Below are 22,159 nucleotides of genomic sequence, written 5' to 3' on the forward strand. Positions count from 1 at the left end.
TTGTTCTGCGGTTGCCCCGGATATCAGTTGTCGATTACCAGCCCTTTGGCCGGTGGTTTCAGAAAGACTTCCACACGTCTGTTGAGTGCCTTGCCTTCCCTGCTGGTATTGGGCGCAATCGGCTCGTCGGCACCACGCCCTTCCACCTGCACCCTGCCGGGCTTCTGCAGGACGGACTCCATGACGGCTGCGACCGCCTTCGCCCGCTCCACTGACAAGTGCCAATTGGTCGGGAAGCGCGGATTGTTGCGGATCGGGTCGCTGTCCGTATGGCCGACGACGAGAATCTCGCCGTCAACCTGATCGAGTGTCTGGCTGACCTGTTCGACCAGAAGCTGGAATTCGGGACGGAGCGTAGCCGCCGCGACGTCGAACTGCGCGCGCATGCGCAGCATGATCGCCGGACCGGCCTGTGAAATCTCCAGTCCCTCCAGCCCTGCCAGCTGTGCGGAGACCGTGTCGATGGTCGCATCTTCAGGTGGTGGCGGCGCCGGTGGCGGCTTGGGCTGATAACCTTCACGCGCCAATTCAACTGGCCCCGTCGGATAAAGCGCAGTCGCCCTGCCCGCGACGACTTCGCTACCGCTGGACAGAAGAAGCATCAAGGTGACGTAGCCTCCGAGTAGCAAAGCTCCAGCCACCGCTGCAACGGACCAGATCGGCACCGAAAATCCGGCCCGCTTCTGCAAGAGCTCCAGGCCGCGCCAATGCGGCGAAAGATCGTCTCCCGGACGTGGCCGGACACGGCGCAAAATTTCATGAAGATCGCGGCGTTCACGCTCAAGTCCCTGCTGCCCTCCCTGGATCGCGCGGTACTTTCCATAAAAACCGAGCGACAGACAGGAATGCATGACCTCCAGGACACCATAGTTGCGGCCTGGGTCCTGCTTTGCCTTTTCCAGCAGCTGGAAGAACTCGACACCGCCGGTTGCCTGACCGAAGAACTGCGTCAACATGGAGTACTGCGTCCATTGATGACGTCCCGCGGACGGCAGATTCTGGACAATGTCGTCGGATGTCGCGCAAAGCGCATAGGCTGCCGAACGGATCTGATCGTCCGTGATACCGGCACTGCGCAATTCTTTCTCGAAGGTTTTGATGGAATTGTAGACGTCGCGCATCAACTGGTCGAACTGCGCATCCGTCATCGTCAGATGAAGGCGCCCCAGAAGCAAAAGCAGCGGTGCCGCTGCGCGGGAAATGGGATTTCTGTTGGCAACGCGGATCTGATTGATGTCCGGCATATGCGCCAGTTTCCCGGCGCCCTGCGCCGGTTGCGCAGTTGGTTGCGAAGTAGCGCCCTGCGGTGACTGGAAGCCACCTGGAGGCGTTCTGAGGTCAGGAGCCTCTTGCTGGCCATATTCGTAACCGGCAGGTGTTGGGGCATAGGGATCCCGGCCGCCGCCTCCACCGCTTTGCCACGGGTCAGTGCCACCGGACGGCCCGCTGGGACGCGGTGGCGAGGCTGCCTGACCAGGGGGTGCCTGCGGGGGGACCTGTTGGGGTGGCGGCGCAGGCTGCTGCGGCGGCTGCCCGGGTTGTCCGGGCTGCCCTTCGCTCCAGCGCCCCCCGGGATTGGGCATTACAATTGTCTTTCCCTTGCGTTTGGAAACGCCAAAGGGATCGTCATTGTCCGACATCAGCGGCCCTCCCGGACGGCATAGAACTCAAGCTGCAGATCCGGCCAGTTGCCGGAAAATTGCAGCCCGATTGCCGAATCCTGGCTGAATTCGCGCCAAAGCGGTGTCGTCTTGTCCAGCCGGAAATAGACCCGGTCCGTCAGAGCCCGGATCTGTGCCGGCGGCACCGGCATGTGGATCAGCGGAATGCCCGGCAGGTTGGAATAGACGATCTGGCGCATCTGACCGAAGGGCCCGACCTTGAAGAGCCTGGGAAACTCGTTCTGAATTTCCGTCAATGGCCTGCGGGCAGCCACTTCGATGACAAAGCCTGCCTGCGAGAACAGGTTACGGTCGACGATGGTCGACTTGAACGCATTCGGCGCCAGCTGTTCCAGCGGCAGGCGAATTGCACGCCGGTCGTAGCCAGCCGACAAGAATGCCTGAATGTCGGCCAGGACAGGCTTGAAAACCTCATGCAGCTTGTCGTGGTCGTAAACCGGGTAATTGCGGGCCCGGCGTTCTTCCGTCGCGAAGGTCGCAAGTTCTCCTGCAAGCTGCAAGAACTGGGAATAGAGCCTTTCCGGATGCACATACGCCGATTTGCGCAGATGCATCAGCAACGGATAGGTGCGATTGAGCAACTGCAGGGTCAGATAGTCGAAATTCTGCAGTCCGCCACCGGCGGAGGTGTCGGCGGCATAGCGCGCCAGTTCGCTCAGCTTGCGCTCTACCCAACCGATAACCGAGTCGATCCAGCCGGTGATGACGGGATGGACATGACAGGCGAGAACCGGCGGCGCAAAGGTGCCGTCTGTTATGACGATACGGTCCTTGATTTCCGTGATGCGCGCGACCGGCAGACAGACCTGGCCGGGATGCGGTGTCGATCGGATCGAATATTGAAGACGCGGATGCGCCACGTCGATCTCTTCCTCCTGCCGTATCGTGGAGGTGGAATCGATGATCGTCTCCCGACCCTGAATATATCGCGTGGCCGCATCATCACGGCCATTGGCGACTTCCACGGCGTTGACGGTGGTCTCGGGTATACCCAGCCACACAATCTGTCCGGCGGCATCTTCAGGAACGTCGATAGCTGGCGGCGGTGTTCCGTCCGCCGGGAAGTTGAAAACGGTTCCATCCGAGAAGATGCCGCGACCATAGCGGAGTGCAAACCTGCATTGCTGGCCTACGTCCTGATCTATTTCCAGCTCGGAAAAACCCCAGGGATAGGGAGAGGCAAAGCGAACCCGTTCGTCCAGCATATGCTCCGCGTACCGGTCGCTCTGCTGGAGATGATGAGGCCTTAAAAACAGACCTTCGGTCCATGCAACCTTGCTATACCACGACATACAGGTACTGCTCCCTTAACGCTTTCGCGCCTTCGCACTCTTAAAACTGGCGAAGGTCTTAATTCATCGATCCGGAGGTCTGATCCGGATCGTCACTGCTTAATTCTTCATAACCTTCGGTAAAGTATTGCGTGAAAAGCCCGACCACGCCATCGTCATACGACCCGGACAGGGAACTCCAACGTTCCTCAATACGCTCCCAAAGCTTGGCCTTCTGGTTACCGAACGTGCTTTTGGCGATCTGGCCTTCCGCTTCGATTGCCCTGGGGGACAGCTTTTCCTCAAATCTTCCGGCGGCCTTTTGCATGGCCGCATATGTCCAGACATGATGTTTCTGGATGTCCTTGAAGGCAGCCTGCATCGCCTTTGATATCGGCAAATAGCCGTTTTCCTCTGCGCCTGGTGCCAGCATTGTCTGCAACGCCATCTGCGGGGTCGGCGAAAACTTCAAGGCATTGTTGCCGCTGCGCATGATCAGCGTGCGGTTCGTATTCCGGGTCATGGCCTTGACCTGACTGCGTGCCTGCAGAAGCCCCATCAGGTCGCCAGTGATGCCCTGCAGGATCGCTCCAACTTCCCGTGCAAACGCCTCGGGATCACGCCCAGCAAGTGTCGCCGCCGGTATACCGGCTCCTTCCGCAAAGGCCTTGATGAAGTCAATATTGCCGACAGAACTGCCGACAGAACTGCCGACAGACCGGGTCGACTCAGCCGCATCGGCCATGGCGGGCACAGGGGCAGCGGCCTGTTTTGTTTCTTGCGTGAAAACAGCTGGCTCCGGCTCCGGAGCTGTCTGTTTCGCGGGTGCCGGCTGTTCGGGCTGCGGGTCCGGGGCAGCCGAAGGCTGAGTTTCGACAGGCTCCGGCGCATTCCAGACGGGGGCGTCCGGAAACGGCGATGAAGCCGGTTCGGTTGTTGAGGCTGGAACGGACTCGGCAGCGGCCTCCTGCGGAGGCACATCCGGCTGAAGTTCCGGCATCTGGAAAAGAGGTTCACCGGCTTGCTGAGGCGGGTTTTCCGCAAGCGCAGGGAAAGGAGATTGAGCCTCCTCCGCCGGGAAACCGAAGGCCGAATCCGCGGGCGATGATCCGGCAGGCTGAAGGTGCGGTTGCTGGGCGAGATGATCGAGCGGATCGGCCTGAGCAGGCCGTGACGCTTCCCGCTCGCCAACGCGTGCATTTGGGTCATAGAGCGACGGATCCGCCGTGCCCCAGCCATGCCCCTGCTGGCTCCAGACATCATCGGCAGGCGTACCAATGCCTGGATTGGAGGAAGGCGGTGCGTGTCGACCTTCCATGCCCCCACCTGGTGATGCCCAGGGTCCTCCCTGATTTTCCATCGGATAATGAGCAGGAGCCGCACCGGAAGGACCTGGACCGGTAGGCCAGGATGAACCGGCTGGCGCGGACGATGTTTGTGGCGCGTCCCAGGGCTGCGGCGCGGCGGCTGCCGGCGCCATGGCCTGATGACCGGATGAGGCTTCCAGAGAGACGGCAATGATGTAATCGCCAATCATCAGCCGGTCGCCGGAGCGCAACACATGCGCCTTGTCCATTCGGGTTTGGCTACCGTTCAAGAAAGTGCCGTTCGTGGAATAGTCGTAGAGAACGAACTGACCATCTTCAAAACGCACTTCGCAATGCTTGCCCGAAATCACACGCTGCGGGTCCGGCAGGCTCCAGTCCAGATGTTCGTGCCGGCCAATGTCAAAGCCGCGGTCGGCACAGCTGTAAGACAGCTGACCGCCGGTCTCCAACCGGTCAACATTTTCAATCTGGAGCGTTATGCGCATTCCCGCGTCTTTCCTTTGATTTCTAAACGGCCGACGCCGAGGACTTCACTCTCACCACTGGCATGGTATCACCACCAGCGAAGGACAGACCTGCCGAAAGACATGATTTCAGCGCTTGCTCGCGTTCCGCCGGCAAGAGTTTTCCGAGAGCAATCAGGACGGCTGCATTTGCGGCTTTTGCCGTCAGATGGTCCGGCATCTCGACGCGGTATTCCGGGTTCGGGGACAAGGATCCGCCAGACCAGCCGGCGGCGAATCCAACCCAAACAGAGGCGCTGTCGCTCTTTGCAGCTTCTGCCGCCGCGTGCACGGCAGCCCGGGCCTCTTCGTCACCCTCGCGTACCCAGTTTTCGCTTAGTTTCAAGATTTCACGGTCATGCTCGCTTGTGGCACCGTCAAGTCCCTTGACGCAATTCATGGCCCACCAGACCGCCTCGCGCTTCGGCAAAACATGTGCGAAGTATTCAATTGCCGTGTTCGGCTCCTCGCTGTCCTGAAGTTCAATGGCATACTCTTCAGGAGCAACATCGCCACTTGGTACACTGACCGTCTCTGACAACTCCGGATATGTTTCAAAAACCTGCTTTGCCTTTGTAAAGCGGATTCGTGATCCCATCAGCTCTACTCCGTTTCTTGTCTTGTCTTTTCAGCGGTTGAGGACCAACGCATCAGTTGATCTTCACAAGAGCGCCTTTGACCATGACCAAGGTGTCGGCTTTCACGTTGTTGACAAGGCCCTTCGTTGTCATCGTCGTCTTTGCCACCACATCGATCATCAATGCTTCGATCTTAATCGACGTCGGGGTCATTGTGATCTTGCTTGTGCCGCAGATGAACTGGATCTTGGTACCGGCGGTCACCTTCCAGTTCATGCCGATCTCTTCGGTCGTGTTCTTGCCGACTTTTTCGGTGCGGTTGACATCGATCTTGGTTTCCCGGCAGTTTTTGACATGCAGCATTTCGTCATTCTCGATGACGGTCTCCATGTCCTTCTGGGCATGTACCCCAATGAGCTCCTGCCCTTTGGAATCGTCGAGTACGAACTCGTTGTAACCGCCGCCACCGACAGTCGAATCCGACTTGATACCTGCCTTGTTCTTTTCGCCAGGCAAGGGATATGGCGGCATGTTTTCGGCATTGTAGACTGTGCCGACGATGATCGGCTGGTCCGGGTCTCCTTCCAGAAACTGGACAATGACTTCCTGGCCGACGCGCGGAATGTAGATGCCGCCCCAGTTCTTGCCTGACCACACCTGCGCCACGCGCACCCGCCGGGACTGTGTCTTGTCACGGTCCCAGTGAAATTCGACCATGATCTGGCCGTACTCGTCCACATCGATTTCGCCTTGCCCCACGACTTTCGCCGTTTGCGGACCGGGGATCCGTGGTTTGCGGGTGATGGCCGGTGTGCGGAACGGTATGTCGGAAGCCAGAACATCATAGGTGCCGGTATAGGCTTCGCCCTGGGCGCCACCACCACCGGTACGATATTGCTCTGTGATGATCTGATGGCTCGCCCGCACGATCAGGTATTCCTTGTTCTGCGGGCCGTGTGGATGGTCAGTCAGCGTGAACAGGCCGCCAGCAAAGAAACGCGGCACTTCACCGGCTGTTTCAATTCGCTTGTCGGCAGCCTGTTCGGCTTCCAGGCGGATCTTGCTGAAAGTGGTGCCCTTGTCCTTTTCGGTGTAGCGGCCCGGATAGTCGTAATTTTCAAGAGACCCTGCCCGGTATGCGGCACCAGCGTCGCGCTCGGCTTCCAGCAACGCACTCGGCTTTTCGAAATCATAGTCGTTGACCGCAAATTTGCCGGTCCTGAACTTGCGGGTCGGGATCCAGTGATAAAGATGTTCCTCCTTCCTCTGACTGTCGCCGCCCAGGGCGATGTAGGGGATGGAGCTGTCTCCCACGATCGGGCTATAGGACGATTTCGCGTCCGCCAGGATCATGGTGTGCTTGCCGTCACTGTGCTCGAAGAAATAGGAAATCCCGAATTCTTCCATCAACCGGCAGCAGAAATCATAATCCGATTCCCTGTACTGCACGCAGTAGTGGATCGGGTCGTAGCTTTCGGTGAGCTTCATGCGGTGATCGGCAAAGTCATGTGCACCCAGGACATCCGCAATGATGTTAGGCGCAGTCTTGTCCTTGAAGATCCGGCAATTGGAATTCTTGGTGAGCAGCCAGAACCAGGGGCGCAGCGTCAATTTGTAGATGTAATAGGAATCGCGAAAACCCATCCATTTCGCGTCGGTCAGCAAACCGTCGAAATGTCGCGTATCCCCGTTATTGGTGACAGCCTTCACCGTCATGTGGGTCGCGATGGCATCATCGAAGTTCAGGTCTTCTTTCTGACTCAGAACCTCGAGCCTGATTTCGAAATCTTCGCTAAGTCCTTCGTCGCACTCAATGGTGACAACGGAAAGCTCATCCTTGCCAAAGACCGATGTCAGCTCGGCCATTCGGTTAGCTTGTTTGAGTTGTCCTACGGCCACGAAAGATCTCCTCGGAAATAACGCGGTTTTCTGCATCAGGCAGCCGTGCGGCTACCACTGCTTCAGACACTAAGGCGTTTCCGGCAAAAATAGTGTGCTCAAGAACACACTTGATGCAAATACTTTGAACTTCAAACCCTTTTGTGACGGAGAGGCGCCCACACCCCTTCCCCAACTGCGGCGAAAAGACCGCCTGACGCTTTTAAATACGACCCCAGTTCACCAACGTCACTTGAACAGCTCTCCTCTTGCTTCTTGCCGATAAAACGACATACTGACATCAAATCGCACTTTAGTGACTTTCGCCACACTATTATTCTTATCCTTATGGCACGATCCATTTCGACGCCCGATGCGATATCGCATTTGAACACTCCACAAGGGAGGATTGAAATCGTGACCCCTACTGTTTTTTCACTCGACCGGAACACTGCCGCTCGGACCGGCCTTCGCCGCGCCTTTCTGGCTGCTTCCGTTTCACTTGCCGTTGTCCTGCCTGCGCTTGGCACGGTTCCGGCCTCCGCCCAGGACGCCACCTACTCGGCTGATGAAGTCAGCAAGCACTTCAAGCAGCTAAAAACGCGGTCGCTGAAACCGGCTGGCGGAACACGGGCGCTGTGCATCGGAACGCGCGACGAATGCAACCCGAACGCCAAACCGGGAGAAGGTGGACAGGTTGCCGTGTCCCAGGACGGCGCAAAGGCCGACGGCGATGATTCGCAGCAGACGCTGGTGGTAGATCCGGACACCAACGCCATCGATGCGGCCTTCAACCTGCTTGTCTCGTTTGAGTATGCCTCGGCAAAACTCAGCTCATCCGCTCAGGCCAATCTGCGCGAGTTTGCCAAGGGCATCAGCGACCCCGACCTGGCCAACGCCACATTCGTGATCGAAGGCCACACAGACGGCATCGGCTCGACGTCCTATAATCAGCGTCTGTCCGAAGACCGGGCGCAGGCTGTCACGCAGTTCCTGGTAAATCTCGGTGTCAGCCGGAATCGTCTGAAGACGGTTGCCTATGGTGAAACCAGGCCGAAGGTTGCCGATGTCAATGACCCGGCCAACCGCCGCGTCGAAAGCAAGCTCGTGCTCGAGCAGTAAAGATCCACAACACAAAAAAACCGGACCGGTTTGCTTCCCGGTCCGGGCAAGTTGAACAACAAGCGGGACCGCTCCGGAGACATATCCGGAACACACACCTGGCTGGGGAGCACGCATGAATTTCGATCCGGAAACCTACGGCACAGAAATTGCGCCGGGTGCGGGCTGCGGGCCGGACCTTTACGACACCGAACCCGCCTTTGCTGCTCTTCTGGATTCTTGTGAGGAGTTGCTGCCTGAACGGTTCAGTGAATTCGACCGATCCGAGATCGACTTTACCGACCTCTTCAAGCAGATGGACGGTTTTCTGAAACAGTCCAGAGACCTGAGACTGCTGGTCATTCTCGCCCAGTTCGGTCTTTTGGGTGGTCAGATCCACACGTTTGCCAACGCTATTCGCACCATCCGCAGGCTGCTGGAAAACCATTGGGATGAGGTCCATCCGAGCGATGCCGACTTCGGCCACATGGAGCGCATCGGTGCGCTCGAATCTCTCAACAACAGACCGACCGTCGTACTGCCACTGGAAGCGGCGCCCCTGCTCAAGACCCGCCGAACCGGACCTATCAGTTATCGCGCCATCCAGATTGCGGCCGGCGATGTAACTGCCCGTCCGGACGAACATACAATCTCGCTGGGTGCGATCGAAGCCGCCCTGACTTCGGGTGAACTGGAACAGGACGCCATCGAAGAAATTCTCAAGGATCTCGGCGATCTTCCAGACGAGCTCCAGGCGATTGCAGACCTGTGCACGGAAAAGCTCAAGGAAAGCGGTGCCAAGGCAGCGCCCCCCAACTACGAAGCTTTGGCCACCCTGCTGAAGGAAATGAACGTCGAGCTGAACACACGGCTAGGACGCCTCTCTCCTGAAGACACGGAAGCTGCCGCGTCTGAAGACGGCGACGCGCATGAGGCTGCAGCCGATGCACCGCAAACGGCTCAGTCCGAAATCAAGAACGCCGCGCAAGCAAAGCTGATACTGGATGCTGTCGAGGATTACTTTGCCTCCCGGGAACCGTCACACCCGGCGCTGTTTCTGGTGCGGGAAGCGCGAGGCCTTGTTGGCAAGTCCTACCTGGATGCCCTGAAAATTCTCATGCCGCGCCGGTTCGACGACGTTGCGTTGATTCTGGGAGCCAGCGGGCTTCAGCTTTCCAACGACCGCTTGGTCGATCTGAATGATGGCGGCGACCGCGAGTTGGGTGATATCGACGATTTTTCAGTGATGGTGATCGAAAGCAGAAACGACGCCATGAAAGGGATTGCCGCGGTCAAGGGTTACTATTCTTCCAACGAACCCACCAGTCCGATCCCGCTTTTGCTCGACGAGGCCCAAAACATGAGTTCCGGGTCTTTCACCGGTCTTCTCAACCTCTTCCTGCGGCCTGAGGAGGAGTGAGCGACAGCAAATACAACCCCTATGTTACCTAGGGTTTTCAGCTTCTTACTTGACACCAAACGCCAACAGGTCCTCAATATTTCAAGAAAAATATAAACCATCGATCATGTGACCATGATCACTTCCCGTTCCCCAAAAACGAAGTACATAGATATCAACGAAACGCAGCGCCAACCTAAGAACAGCTTTTAGCAAACAAGAGTTACGCGCTAGTATTTGACTAAAATTGACCATTTTTATTTTGGTCATGAAAATGAAAGGCAAGTACAATGGCATCGAACAGCGGGCAAGGCTTTATCAAGCGCAACAGACCTCCGCGGGTACACATTTTCTACGAAGATCCGTTCGACGCGGAACAGAAGGTGGAACTGCCTTTCGTCATGGGCATTATGGCCGATCTTTCCGGCGACAGCCCCGGCGTGGAAAAAGCCGATATCGATGATCGTAAATTTCTCGACATCGACATGGACAATTTCACCAAGCGCATGGAAGCGATCGAACCCGGCACCTCCTTCACCGTGAAGGACAAACTGTCCGGCGAAGACAATTCCAAGATGAGCGTCCAGCTTCGCTTCAAAAGCATGGACGATTTCACCCCGGGCCGTGTTGCAGAACAGGTTCCGGCCCTGAAAAAACTGCTCGATGCGCGCCGCAGCCTTGCCGCGTTGCGCACCATGATGGACGGGCGTGTCCAGGCGATCTCCCAACTGGAGGAGCTGACACGCGACCCGGCCCTGATGCAGGCACTTGCTCAGAAAATCGAAGCCGACAAGACATCGTCCGCCGACAAGCCGGCAGACGGGGACGGCACGGAGGAGGCATAAATGAGCAGCACCGATACCAGCACCCAAGCGAGCGGCGCAGCAGCCGGCGAAGTCGCGGTTGAAAAAAGCCCCGAGGAATTCGCCTCGATCCTGAAACAGAATTTCCGGATCAAGAACGAAAACGACACGGCCAACCAGCTGGTTGACAACGCCATGTCGACCTTCCTTGCCGAAGCCCTGTCCGATCAGGCGCTTATCAAGGAAGACGTCTACGACACGATCGACGAGATGATCGCGAAGCTGGACGAAAAATTGACGGCTCAGGTGAACGAGATCATTCACGCCGAGGAGTTCCAGACCCTGGAAAGCGCCTGGCGCGGTATCGATTACCTCGTGCATCAGTCTGAAACCGACGCGTCTCTCAAACTTCAGTTCCTGAACATCTCCAAGAAAGAACTTGCGGGTGTGTTCAAGAGCTACCGTGGTGCCAAGTGGGACCAGAGCCCGCTGTTCAAGCAGATCTATGAAGCCGAATTCGGCCAGCTCGGCGGTCAGCCCTATGGCTGCATCGTGGGTGACTACGAATTCTCCTACGATCCACAGGATATCACCGTGCTTCGTGGCATGGCCAAGATTGCCTCGGCTGCACACGCACCGTTCCTGGCAGCGGCCAATCCGCAGCTGATGCAGATGGATAGCTGGACGGAACTGCCGGCCAAGCGCGATCTGTCCAAGATCTTCGATACGGAGATCCATGCTCAGTGGCGGACATTGAGGGAATCCGAAGACGCCCGTTACCTGGGTCTGACGATGCCGCGCGTTCTGGCTCGCCAACCGTACGGTGCCAAGTCTGATCCGGTGGAAGAATTCGCCTTTGAAGAAGAATTCGGCGAAGACAACCACGAAAATTACGCCTGGATGAGTTCGGCTTACGCCATGGCGACCAACGTCAACCGCGCCTACAAGGAATTCGGTTGGACAGTCCGGATCCGCGGCGTCGAAAGCGGTGGTCTGGTCGAAAACCTGCCGACCCACGTCTTTGAAACCGACGATGGTGGTGTGGATCAGAAGTGCCCTGCGGAAATTGCAATTTCCGACAGACGCGAACACGAGATCTCCCGTCTGGGTCTGATCCCGCTGATTCACCGGAAGAATACGGACCAGGCTGCTTTCCTAGGCGCACAGTCCGTCTTCAAGCCGCGCCAGTTCTCCGGACCGGACGGCAAGGATGCAACGGCATCGGACAACCTGTCTGCCCGTCTGCCTTACATGTTCGCGACCACTCGTTTCGCCCACTACCTGAAGGTGATGGTGCGCAACAAGATCGGTTCGACCAAGGAATCGGCGCAGCTGCAGCGTTGGCTGAACGACTGGATCATGGACTACGTCGATGGTGATCCGGACAATTCGACCGAGGAAACCAAGGCGCGCAAGCCGCTTCGGGAAGCCAAGGTCACTATCGTGCCCGACGAGGAAAACCCCGGATATTACCGGGCCCAGTTCTTCCTTCGTCCGCATTATCAGCTGGAAGGCATGGACATCGGCATGAGCCTGGCGTCCCGCATTCCGCAAGACGGCAACTGATTTCACGAATTGCCGGCGGGGCGGCAGCCCGCCCCACGGCAAGCATCCTCACCGGATGCAACCCGGTTTTCCCGGGCGGAGGTACAAACAAGGTGCGCAAGCGCTTAGGGGTTTGGACCGCGAGGTCCGAGGTAGTTGTCAGGAATAGCAGAGTTTGAGCCAGGACTATTTACCTGGCCCTCAACAACCAAGAGGATCTATTAAAATGGCTGTCGATTTTTATCTGGAACTTGAAGGTATCAAAGGCGAAGCACAGGACAAGACCCACAAGGACAAGATTGACGTTCTGTCCTGGTCCTGGGGCGCTTCCCAGTCCGGCACCACCCACATGGGTTCGGGCTCCGGCTCCGGCAAGGCACACTTCCAGGATCTGAGCATCACCAAGTTTGTCGACAAATCGACCCCCGTGCTTCTGCAGCACGTGTCGACCGGCAAGCACATCACCAAAGGCACCCTGTTCGTTCGCAAGGCTGCCGGTGACTCTCCGCTGGAATATATCAAGCTTGAAATGAAGGACATCATCGTGACCAACGTTTCGACCGGCGGCAGCGGTTCTGATGACCGCATCACGGAAAGCGTTACGCTGAACTTCGGTGAGTACAAGTACATCTACACCGAGCAGAAGCCGGACGGTTCCAAGGGTGCAGCTCCCGAGTTTGCCTGGGACATTGCAGCAAACGAAAAGAAATAAGGCTTCGGCCGACAAGGCTGCCGCGCTTCGGTGCGGCAGCCTTTTTTGGTTTGGACCTGCGATGTGGAATTTCGCCCCTCGAAGCAGTTCCGCGAAGGTCATACTTTAGAATTTCTGGGGCAGCAGTCAGCGTGGGCTTGGCCGATGGCTAAATCAAATGTGAAAATGCACTCCCCGCTGATGTGGGCCTTCCGTGCAATGGACGACCCGGACTACAAAGCCGCTCAAGCCAAGCAGAAAGAGGTGCAGAGCGGTGGGAGGCTAAAGTCCGGTCGACGGCTTTCCCGGTCCTATGGCGTATCGGAACACACATTGCTGTCCGAAGTCCGCCGTGACCTTCAGGCCCTCCTCAACACGGTCAATCTCAATTCGACTCAGGATCTGTCCGATTTTCCAGAAGTCGAGAGTTCGATTATCAATTACGGATTGCCTGACCTGTCAGTCCATATCGTCGACACCGTGCGCATTGATCGGCTTGCCGACGACATCCGACAGGCCCTCATCCATTTCGAGCCGCGCATGGATCCGCGCACACTGAAGGTTGAGCGCGACGACAAGGTCGAAAGCGATACATTCAAGGTAAGGTTTTTGATCAAGGCGGAGATACGCTGCGATCCGATCCGGGTCTCGAGTGAATTCGTTGCCGACGTCGATCCCGCCTTCGGCCGTATCAAGATCATCGGGGCGACCGCATGAACCGTGAATTTCTCGACCTCTACAATCAGGAACTGACGTATCTGCGGGAACAGGGCGCCTCGTTCGCGGAGGCGTATCCAGCGGTCGCCGAACGGCTGGGTGGTCTTCTGGAAGACCGTTCCGACCCCATGCTGTCCGGTCTGCTGGAAGGCACTGCCTTCCTGTCGGCCCGTGTGCAACTGAAGATGAAGCATGAATTCGCCGAATTCACTTCCAACCTGTTCGAGCAGCTTTATCCGAGCGCCCTCGCGCCTATTCCGTCCCTGGTGCTTGCCCGGATTACGCCGAAATATGGCGACGCAAATCTGCGAAATGGCATAAAAATCGAACGCCATGCCCCCATGGAAGCCGTGTTCCGCGAACGGCAGGGCGAAGTTCGCTGCAGGTTTACACTCACTTCTCCAATCACGCTCACCCCGCTGGAACTGACAGGGGCAAAGTACCTGAGTTCGGCGGCACAGGTTTCCGGTCTCGGTGCTGAAATGGCTGAAGACCGGCGGGCCCGCGCGGGCCTGTCGATCACGTTGACACACAGAATGTCCGAGGACCCGGAAAACGAAGTTTCGGCAGAAGAGGCGCTGAAGAAACCTGAGTACCAGGTGGCCGGATGCAGGATCGACACTCTTCCGGTCCGCCTGATCGGACCTTTGGATCTGGCAGCAAAAGTCTATGAGCAGATCTTCGGACACACGATTGCGCTTTACATCCGTACCGAGGACGCCTTCGGACAGGCCAGCCTTCAAAGACTCCCTGTGGATGCCATCGAACAATTGGGTTTCGATGAAGAAGACGCGCTTCTGCACAACGATCTGCGCATGTTCACCGGTTTCGACTATCTGCGCGATTATTTCAATTTTCCTCGCAGTTTCCTCGGATTCCGCCTTACGGGCCTGCGCCGTTATCTGGACAGGGTCAAAGCCAAGTCATTCGATCTGATTTTCGTCTTCGATGAAGCGGAGACCCGCTTGCCCGCCCATGTCGAACGCAAGATCTTCGCGCTTCATTCTGCGCCCGCCGTCAACCTGTTCGAGCGGCAGACGGACCGCGTGCCGATTAAAAAAGGGCAGCACGAGTTCGCCGTGATCACCGACAGAACCCGGCCGCTCGACTATGAGGTACATGCGGTCACCGAGGTTTCCGCTCACTTCTCAGGTGGTGAAAAACGTCCCGTCGAACCACTCTACAGCGTTGCTCCAGACACCGAAAAAGCCGGGCACGAATGGTTTTACACCATCCGCCGGCTGCCTCGTCGCCAGTCCTCTTCCGAAATCCGGCGCATGCAGCCGAGCATCTACATCGGCACGGAAACATTCATCTCCATATCCAGTGGAGCGCAGGCTGCCGCACTGTTGCAAACCGGCAAGAAACGCCTGGCGGAACTATCGCTCAAGGTATTGGCTTCAAACCGGTCGCTTGCGGCTGATCTTCCGGTCGGGTCCAACCCGGACAAGTCCGAAATCGGTGATTTCCGCATTCTGGAAGATATCGGTCTCAAGGTGGATTGCGTTGCCGGCCCGACGTCACCAAGACCACCTCTTCTGTCATACAATGAAAGGCTGGGCGAACAGGGCCATTCCGGTGCCATTGCCTGGAGGCTCATCAACATTCTGGCCTTGAACCACACAGGCCTCGTTCACGACGCCGCTGGTCAGGATGGCCGGTCTTTCCGGGATGTCTTGAGCGTGTTCGCACCACTTTCCGACAGTGCCGCTGATCGTCAGGCACAGTCCGTCCGGGCAGTGTCGACAAGGCCGGTTGTGCGTCGGATGCAGCAGAAATCCGGTACAGGTGTTGCCAGAGGCCTGGAAGTCACAATCACGCTCGACGACAAGGCCTTTGAAGGGGCAAGCGCCTTTCTGCTGGGGGCGGTCCTTGACCGTTTCATTGCCGAATACGCCTCAATCAATCACTTCACGCAATGTGTCATCGCCACGACAGAGCGCGGTATTATCATGAAGTGGCCTCCGCGGATCGGCGCGAAAGGAATTCTATGAGCGGCCCGGCAGACAAGGATCTGACGAAGACCCGCGTCGCTCGGGACAAGACAATCGTGCCTTCATCCGCACGCAAAGCCCCGGCATGGCCGACAAAGGACGACCGTACGACCGCAGCCGACAGCATCGAGACGACCGACGCTGACAATGTCTGGACGGAAGACGTCTCTGAGCAATCCGAACCTGTTGAAGCAACAGCATCGACCGACATTCAATCGTCCGCGACAGTATCCCGGACGACAGTATCGGAAGACCGAAAGGACCCCACACCGTCTGAAAACCTGCCGGAAACGCCTGCTCTGCAGACCACACAGATGGATGATGAATCCGTTGAACAGGCAGGCGCGACGCTTGAGGAGCAACCTTCCGCGACGATGCCTGAAGCGGCAAGTGACGAGGCAACAGCGGAAGCGCCGCGCATCGAGGTTCCCGTCCAGCAACAATACGCTTCATTGCTCGCCGCTCTGGGGGAGCGTATCGAGAAGCATCCGGGCGGGCACGACCTTCTGGCGGTGCTGAGAATGCTTGAAGGCCAGACCGCCCCAGGCATTTCCGAGACGGGCATGACGCCCAAAAATGCCGAAGAGCCGGCACCGCCAAGGATCGGCAAGAGCCAGCGCATGATGGAGGACATCGTCCGCTTTGGTCAGGATCCGTCCAGCGAATTTGCCACGTCGACCATCGAACGTGCGACGCGGGACGGTGATGGTGGCCTGGTGTTGCTGGAGCGTTTCCTTGGCCTACTCGGTCCGCAAGGCTCCCTGCCCTCCGCCTATACTGACGAAGCCATCATGCGCGGACTTAGGGGCGATGACAGTTTTCCGCGGTTTCTCGACCTCTTCAACAATCGCTTCGTGCAGTTGTTCTACCGTGCATGGGCGGATGCCAGACCAATCGTTCAACATGACCGGCCCGACGACGACAGGTTTCTTGCCTATATCGGCTCTGCAATCGGTATCGGCACACCGATTTATCGTGATCTCGACAGGATCGATGACCGCCTGAAGCTACTCTACGCTGGTCTGATGTCGTCAAAGACCAAGAGCGCAGCCCGCCTGAAGGCCCTCATAACCGGGGTCTTCGGTGTGAAGGTGGAAATCGATCAGTGCGTCGGAACATGGCTGCACCTGGACAAGGAAGACCAGCTCAAGCTCGGGGGCTTTGGGCCTGGCGGCGCCGGGCAACTTGGTGCCGACACCATTGTGGGTGCCAAGGTCTATAGTGTCAGCGACAAGATCCGGATCCGAATTTTCACACGCACGCTGGAGGAATACCGCAAATTTCTTCCACCGACCCGCGCGAAACCAAACCCCTGGACAGAAAAGCTGTTTGATCTGATCGATTTTTATCTCGGGTTGGAGATCGAATATGAGATCGAGCTTGCCCTGCCGAAACGATGCGCGTCCGCCGTTCGAATGGACGCGAACAATTCCGCCACGCTGGGACATATCGGCTGGCTGAAGCCTATGGAAACCGGCTCCGAAGACGATACCGGACCAGAGGCCGACGAAGAAGACATGCTCACCGACACCCGTTTCCGGCCAGTGCGCCGCCACACCACCGTCTACCAATAGGTCTCAAGTCCGAAGGACCGAAATTATGAGTGACATTACGGTTGAAAAAGTTGCCAGCAAGATTAACTCGGTTGCCTACGAGAGCCTGGACAAGGCCATGCGGCTTACAAAGGATGCCGGTCACCGGCACCTGGAATTGCTCCACTGGTTCTACTATCTGATCCGCAACGAAAATTCCGATTTCTTTCATATTCTGCGCCATTTCGATGTTGATTTCAGTGCCGTGGACAGGGACCTGCAGGCCGCGCTTGCGGAGTTGAAAATCAATCAAACCGAACTTCCCACGATGTCGAAACCATTTCGCGAGGCCTTGCAGGGTGCCTGGTTTGTGGCGTCGCTTACCCACGGCGACTACAAGATACGGACAGCCTACGTGCTACTTGCGATCCTTGGGGACGAAAGCACGCGAACGCAGCTTTTCCAGCTGTCGAAAGCTCTCAACAAGCTCAAGCACGATGAAATCGAGAGTAACCTGGACGCCATCGCCGGTTCGTCCGGCGAAGTGCGGGCCCGGCCGATCGACGGTTCAGGGCTGGCCGCAAGCGCAGCGGGAGGCGAACCGGGGTCTGAACCCCTGACAGCAGGCGGCCCTGGTGAAGACGCTCTCAGCCAATTCACGGTCGATTTCACCGCCCGGGCACGGGCCAAGGAATTTGATCCGATTGTCGGTCGTGACGAGGAAATCCGCCAAGTCATCGACGTTCTGATGCGCCGCCGCCAGAACAATCCGATCCTGACCGGGGAAGCCGGTGTTGGCAAGACAGCCATTGTCGAGGGTTTCGCGCAGAAAATCGTCGCCGGAGATGTACCGCCCGCGCTTATCGGCACGCGTCTTTGCGCACTTGATCTTGGCCTGCTTCAGGCAGGCGCTTCCATGAAGGGTGAATTCGAAAAGCGCCTGCGTGCGGTCATAGATGCCGTCCATGGTTCCATAGTGCCAACGATCCTGTTCATCGACGAAGCCCACACGCTGATCGGCGCTGGCGGTGCAGCTGGAACAGGCGATGCCGCCAACCTCCTGAAGCCGGCGCTTGCTCGCGGCACGCTCCGAACTGTCGCCGCCACGACATGGTCGGAATACCGTCAGCATTTCGAAAAGGACCCGGCTCTGACCCGGCGCTTCCAGCCTGTACAGGTTGACGAGCCGGACGAGGAAAAATGCTTTGCAATGGTTCGCGGCCTGCTCGGTCCGATGGAGGAGCATCACCAGGTCCGTATCCTGGACAGCGCGGTTCGCTCTGCGGTCTCGCTTTCGCATCGCTACATTCCCGCACGCCAGCTTCCGGACAAGGCAGTCAGCGTGCTGGACACCGCCTCGGCACGCGTCAACATCTCGCAGGCCGCGCAGCCTGCACGGCTGCTGGACCTTGTCGCCAGGAAGGGCTTTCTGGAAACGGAAAAACAGGCCCTGACCAACGACGCGGAGCTGGGTGTTGAGCATCAGGAACAGCTCGACGCGCTCTCCGAGGCGATCGAGGAAACCGAACGCAATATCGAAACTGTCCGCAGCCAGTGGGAAAACGAGCGGAAACTGGTCGCCGGCATCCGGCGGCTGAATGCCACCCTCGCCCAACTGCGTGGCGGCGAACCGGCCCCCCATCCGGATAGCAACGCCATCGATGATCCGCAGGATGACAAACCGGCGCTTGTTCCGATCGATGAGATTGAGCTCGATCTTGATGTTGACCTGACCAGCGAGGATGCCATTCGAGAGGCGCTCCTGGCAAAGCGCACCGAACTATCCGAAATTCCGGAAGACGATCGCATGGTCTATGCCTATGTGGACGATGAAGCTGTCGCCAGCATCATTTCCGACTGGACCGGCATTCCGGTCGGCCGCATGGTCCAGGACGAAATGCAGACGATCCTCACACTCACCGACAGCCTGAACAAGCGTGTGATCGGCCAGGCACACGGTCTTGCCATGATCTCGAAGCGGATCGAGACCAGCCGCGCCCAACTGGGCAACCCGGACAAGCCCATCGGTGTCTTCATGCTGTGTGGTCCCTCAGGCGTCGGTAAGACCGAAACCGCGCTGGCACTCGCCGAGACCCTTTATGGCGGTGAAGAAAGCCTGATCACCATCAACATGTCCGAATTCCAGGAAGCGCATTCGGTCTCCGGTCTCAAGGGCGCACCTCCGGGCTATGTCGGATATGGCGAAGGTGGCCGACTGACCGAAGCCGTGCGGCGCAAACCCTATTCCGTGGTCCTGCTGGACGAAGTCGAAAAGGCCCATCCGGACGTCCATGAAATCTTTTTCCAGGTGTTCGACAAGGGCTGGATGGAAGACGGCATGGGCCGGAAGATCGACTTCCGCAACACGTTGATATTGCTGACGTCGAACGTCGGCACCGATATCATCATGAATGCGGCAAGCCACATGCTGGATGCACCGGTCTCCAGTGACCCGGACCTGGCGACGAGCGACCCCAACGCACCGGATCCGGAAAAACTCGCCGAGACCCTGCGACCAGCATTGCTCGACGTGTTTCCACCGGCCTTGCTAGGCCGTATCGTGACGATACCCTACTATCCGCTCTCGCCATCCATGCTCGGATTTATCGTCCGTCTTCAGCTCAACCGGATTGTCAAACGGGTCAAGCAGAACAGGGACGCGGTTCTGAGCTATGGAGACGATGTTGTGAGCCACATTGTATCGCTGTGCCGGGATCCGGACAGTGGCGGGCGCATGATCGACAATATCCTGACCAACGACCTTCTGCCCAAGCTCTCGCGAGCGTTCCTGACAGCGCAAATGAACGGCGAGGAGTTGAAAAGCGTGACCTTGAAAGCCACAGAAGCCGGTATCGAAATCGAACCGGCAAGTTGACGGATCGAACAGAAAACGCCGGACAGGCTCTTATGCCTGTCCGGCGTTTCGATTCCGGGCGGTACAAATTCTCAGATTATTGAAAGCCTGATGTCAGCCACCGATCAGGACGGTGAACTCACCCGTGGTAATCACCCCGCCCTTGGCTGTTGGATCACCCATACGCGCAGACGGCAGTATCCCTAAGAATACCGACATAGACCCCATTACGATGGGATCAACATTTGCCGGTGGAGGACCGACACAAACACATAGATCCGTCACTCTCGCGGCAGGACGGTTGCCGATCAGAACATTTATCTTGCAAGGTGGCGCGATCGGCAGTCCCGGAGGGACAGGCGTCATCGAACACATATGAAAATCACCCAATCGGGCAGCTGGTCTGGTCATGGCAGCCTCGTGCGCTGTTGCATTTTTTCCAGAATGAACGTTCCTGCAAGAAATACTGGGACCTGGATCACAGTCTGGCGCATTTCAGCGCTTCTGCAAGCGTTGTTTCACTGCGCACTTAAAATGTCGGCGATCGCCGTACGGTATTCCTGCAGATCCTTGCCACCGACCGATTGCGGGGCATCTGCTCCCGTCTCCATTTCGAAGGCCAATGGGTCTGTCGGCTCCCCCTTGTGCCTGATCTCAAAATGAAGATGCGGCCCCGTCGACAGTCCTGTGGTTCCGACATAGCCAATCAGATCACCCGCCTGCACAACGGTCCCAAGCTGGATGCCATCTGCGAACTCATGCATATGCGCATAGCGACTGGTGATGCCGTCCTTGTGGGTGATTTCAATAAAATTGCCATAACCACCGCGGACATCCCGGTAACTGATCTTCCCGGAAAAAGCCGCATGGATAGCGGTGCCGGTGGGAGCGGCCCAATCAACCCCCGCATGCAGGCGCTCGGTCTTCTTGATCGGATGAAATCTCATACCGAATTTGGAGGTCAGAACACCTTTGACCGGCACGAGCATGGCGCCAGAAAGACTGACCTTACCGCCTTCGTTCACGCAGGCAAATCCGCGATTGCCAGGTGCCTTCAGGACGTAGCATCGAACTGACCAGTCGTCCCCTCGACGAACGCCTGCAAAGAGCACTCTGCCCCCGCCACGTTTCTCGTCACGAGCAGCGTCCGTGAACACAAGCGTGAACCGCTCGTCAGGCTTGATCGACCGTTTGAGGTCGGTCATGGGGGCAAGATACGCGATTGCCTCGCCCACGATAGAAGCGGGCACGGCATTGCGGACCGCCGTCGCATAGAGGCCGTCGATCAGGCGATGCGAGTTCGCAGGTTGTGCCGCCTCCTCAACCGATCCCTTCTCTTCCACGATGGTCTTGCCAAACCAGGGATCCGCGCCAGCAACGTACCCCTCACCGTCTCTTCCCGCCGAATAAGCTGCCGTCCCGACATAGCCTTCCTGCGCATAAATCGAAATCTGCACAGGCCGATAATAGTCGCCAATCCGGCCAAGCTTGTTCGGCATCCGGACGCCGCGCACCGCGATTTTATCGCCTGCGACCAAATCGCTCTTCTTCAAATGGTTTGATGCAAACTCGATCAGCGGATCAAGTACCTCTTCATCAAATCCATTGTCTTTCAGAAATTCCTTGAGCGAAGTTGCCTTTGTCACCTCCTCGCGAACCTCGATCCGGCTCGGCCCCTGTCCGATGGGACGCTCGGTCAGATAGAGGTTCAGCGTGTCGGTCGATGGTTTCAGAAACACCGGCAAGTCGGAAGAGCTATCGTCTGCAGGTCCTGCATCTTCTTCAACGACAATACCTTCGGCTTCATCCCCGCCGCCAAAATTGCCGAACTGGAAGTCCGCCTCACTACCAGGAGCGCGAATAACCAGATTGCCGTCCTCGTCCAGCATCTGACTGTCGAGAACGAAAGCGGCAACGGATGGGATCGACACGGCGCCATCCCCTGTCGCAGAAGCCGGAACAGGCCGTTCCGACAAGTCTATCCGCCTGTTAGCGGCGCCGTCCTTCAATAGAACCGGGTCTCCTGCCAACGGGATGACGGCAGACAGGGCCATGTCGAAAAACGGATCGGCCGGGACGTCGAGATCCTCTTCGTTCGCCAGCTCCGCATCCTCAACGTCCTGTTCCAGAGGCAGTTCGGCGTCGGCAGTTTCGGTCGCGTCTTGCTGCGACGTGATCTCCGGACTGGCGCTATCTGACACCGCGTCAGCAATTTCCTGAGAGCCAAGCTCCTCTGGCGGTGACAGGGAAATCGCGCCGGAGGAAATCAAATGAACAATCCCG

Annotated in this window: 16 protein-coding genes; 9 read left to right on the forward strand and 7 right to left on the reverse strand. The window is 57.7% G+C overall.

All coding sequences use genetic code 11. The features are described from left to right. Positions 1 to 23 precede the first annotated feature (23 nt). From icmH to ACYQ54_RS22310, 5 genes are read right to left on the reverse strand one after another with little or no spacing between them, the layout of a single operon-like run. Positions 24 to 1,640: a type IVB secretion system protein IcmH/DotU gene (gene icmH / locus ACYQ54_RS22290; RefSeq protein WP_460086383.1), complete on the reverse strand. Its 1,617-nt coding sequence runs from the start codon at positions 1,638 to 1,640 to the stop codon at positions 24 to 26. Further along, on the reverse strand, positions 1,640 to 2,974 hold the full coding sequence (tssK, locus tag ACYQ54_RS22295) for a type VI secretion system baseplate subunit TssK (RefSeq protein ID WP_460086385.1): 1,335 nt from the start codon (positions 2,972 to 2,974) through the stop codon (positions 1,640 to 1,642). Before tssK ends, icmH begins: the two co-directional genes overlap by 1 nt. Positions 2,975 to 3,032: 58 nt before the next feature. Next, positions 3,033 to 4,766 carry a type VI secretion system-associated FHA domain protein TagH gene (gene tagH, locus ACYQ54_RS22300; protein ID WP_460086387.1) on the reverse strand — a complete coding sequence of 578 codons (1,734 nt, stop codon included), beginning with the start codon at positions 4,764 to 4,766 and terminating at the stop codon, positions 3,033 to 3,035. 22 nt (positions 4,767 to 4,788) lie between these two features. Further along, positions 4,789 to 5,382, reverse strand: coding sequence for a DUF6931 family protein (locus tag ACYQ54_RS22305; protein WP_460086389.1), 594 nt, complete (start codon positions 5,380 to 5,382; stop codon positions 4,789 to 4,791). A gap of 52 nt (positions 5,383 to 5,434) precedes the next feature. Continuing rightward, positions 5,435 to 7,228 (reverse strand): type VI secretion system Vgr family protein, encoded by a 1,794-nt coding sequence (locus tag ACYQ54_RS22310; RefSeq protein WP_460086392.1) that lies wholly within the window; start codon positions 7,226 to 7,228, stop codon positions 5,435 to 5,437. Between the two features lie 429 nt (positions 7,229 to 7,657). On the opposite strand from ACYQ54_RS22310, the gene ACYQ54_RS22315 reads away from it, so the two are divergent. From ACYQ54_RS22315 to tssH, 9 genes are all read left to right on the forward strand, one after another. Beyond that, complete coding sequence (locus tag ACYQ54_RS22315; protein WP_460086394.1) at positions 7,658 to 8,362, forward strand: OmpA family protein; 705 nt, start codon at positions 7,658 to 7,660, stop codon at positions 8,360 to 8,362. 115 nt (positions 8,363 to 8,477) lie between these two features. Further along, a complete protein-coding gene (locus ACYQ54_RS22320; RefSeq protein WP_460086396.1) occupies positions 8,478 to 9,761 on the forward strand; it encodes a type VI secretion system protein TssA in 1,284 nt (427 codons plus the stop codon). Between the two features lie 269 nt (positions 9,762 to 10,030). After that, positions 10,031 to 10,585, forward strand: a complete 555-nt coding sequence (gene tssB, locus ACYQ54_RS22325; RefSeq protein ID WP_460086399.1) for a type VI secretion system contractile sheath small subunit — start codon at positions 10,031 to 10,033, stop codon at positions 10,583 to 10,585. Further along, on the forward strand, positions 10,586 to 12,109 hold the full coding sequence (gene tssC, locus ACYQ54_RS22330) for a type VI secretion system contractile sheath large subunit (protein WP_460086401.1): 1,524 nt from the start codon (positions 10,586 to 10,588) through the stop codon (positions 12,107 to 12,109). Between the two features lie 205 nt (positions 12,110 to 12,314). Further along, positions 12,315 to 12,800 carry an Hcp family type VI secretion system effector gene (locus tag ACYQ54_RS22335; RefSeq protein WP_460086404.1) on the forward strand — a complete coding sequence of 162 codons (486 nt, stop codon included), beginning with the start codon at positions 12,315 to 12,317 and terminating at the stop codon, positions 12,798 to 12,800. Between the two features lie 144 nt (positions 12,801 to 12,944). Continuing rightward, a complete protein-coding gene (gene tssE / locus ACYQ54_RS22340) occupies positions 12,945 to 13,496 on the forward strand; it encodes a type VI secretion system baseplate subunit TssE (RefSeq protein WP_460086405.1) in 552 nt (183 codons plus the stop codon). Beyond that, positions 13,493 to 15,490 carry a type VI secretion system baseplate subunit TssF gene (tssF, locus tag ACYQ54_RS22345; protein WP_460086407.1) on the forward strand — a complete coding sequence of 666 codons (1,998 nt, stop codon included), beginning with the start codon at positions 13,493 to 13,495 and terminating at the stop codon, positions 15,488 to 15,490. The genes tssE and tssF overlap by 4 nt, the downstream gene beginning before the upstream one ends. Next, complete coding sequence (gene tssG, locus ACYQ54_RS22350; protein ID WP_460086408.1) at positions 15,487 to 17,064, forward strand: type VI secretion system baseplate subunit TssG; 1,578 nt, start codon at positions 15,487 to 15,489, stop codon at positions 17,062 to 17,064. Before tssF ends, tssG begins: the two co-directional genes overlap by 4 nt. Before the next feature lie 25 nt (positions 17,065 to 17,089). Beyond that, a complete protein-coding gene (gene tssH / locus ACYQ54_RS22355; protein ID WP_460086410.1) occupies positions 17,090 to 19,897 on the forward strand; it encodes a type VI secretion system ATPase TssH in 2,808 nt (935 codons plus the stop codon). Between the two features lie 93 nt (positions 19,898 to 19,990). Here tssH and ACYQ54_RS22360 read toward each other — a convergent pair whose 3' ends face one another. Then, entirely contained in the window at positions 19,991 to 20,287 is a 297-nt protein-coding gene (locus ACYQ54_RS22360) for a PAAR domain-containing protein (RefSeq protein ID WP_460086413.1), read from the reverse strand. A 107-nt stretch (positions 20,288 to 20,394) separates the two neighbouring features. Beyond that, positions 20,395 to 22,146 carry a peptidoglycan DD-metalloendopeptidase family protein gene (locus ACYQ54_RS22365; protein ID WP_460086414.1) on the reverse strand — a complete coding sequence of 584 codons (1,752 nt, stop codon included), beginning with the start codon at positions 22,144 to 22,146 and terminating at the stop codon, positions 20,395 to 20,397. Between the last annotated feature and the right edge of the window lie 13 nt (positions 22,147 to 22,159).

Source organism: Roseibium sp. LAB1 (genome assembly GCF_054658235.1).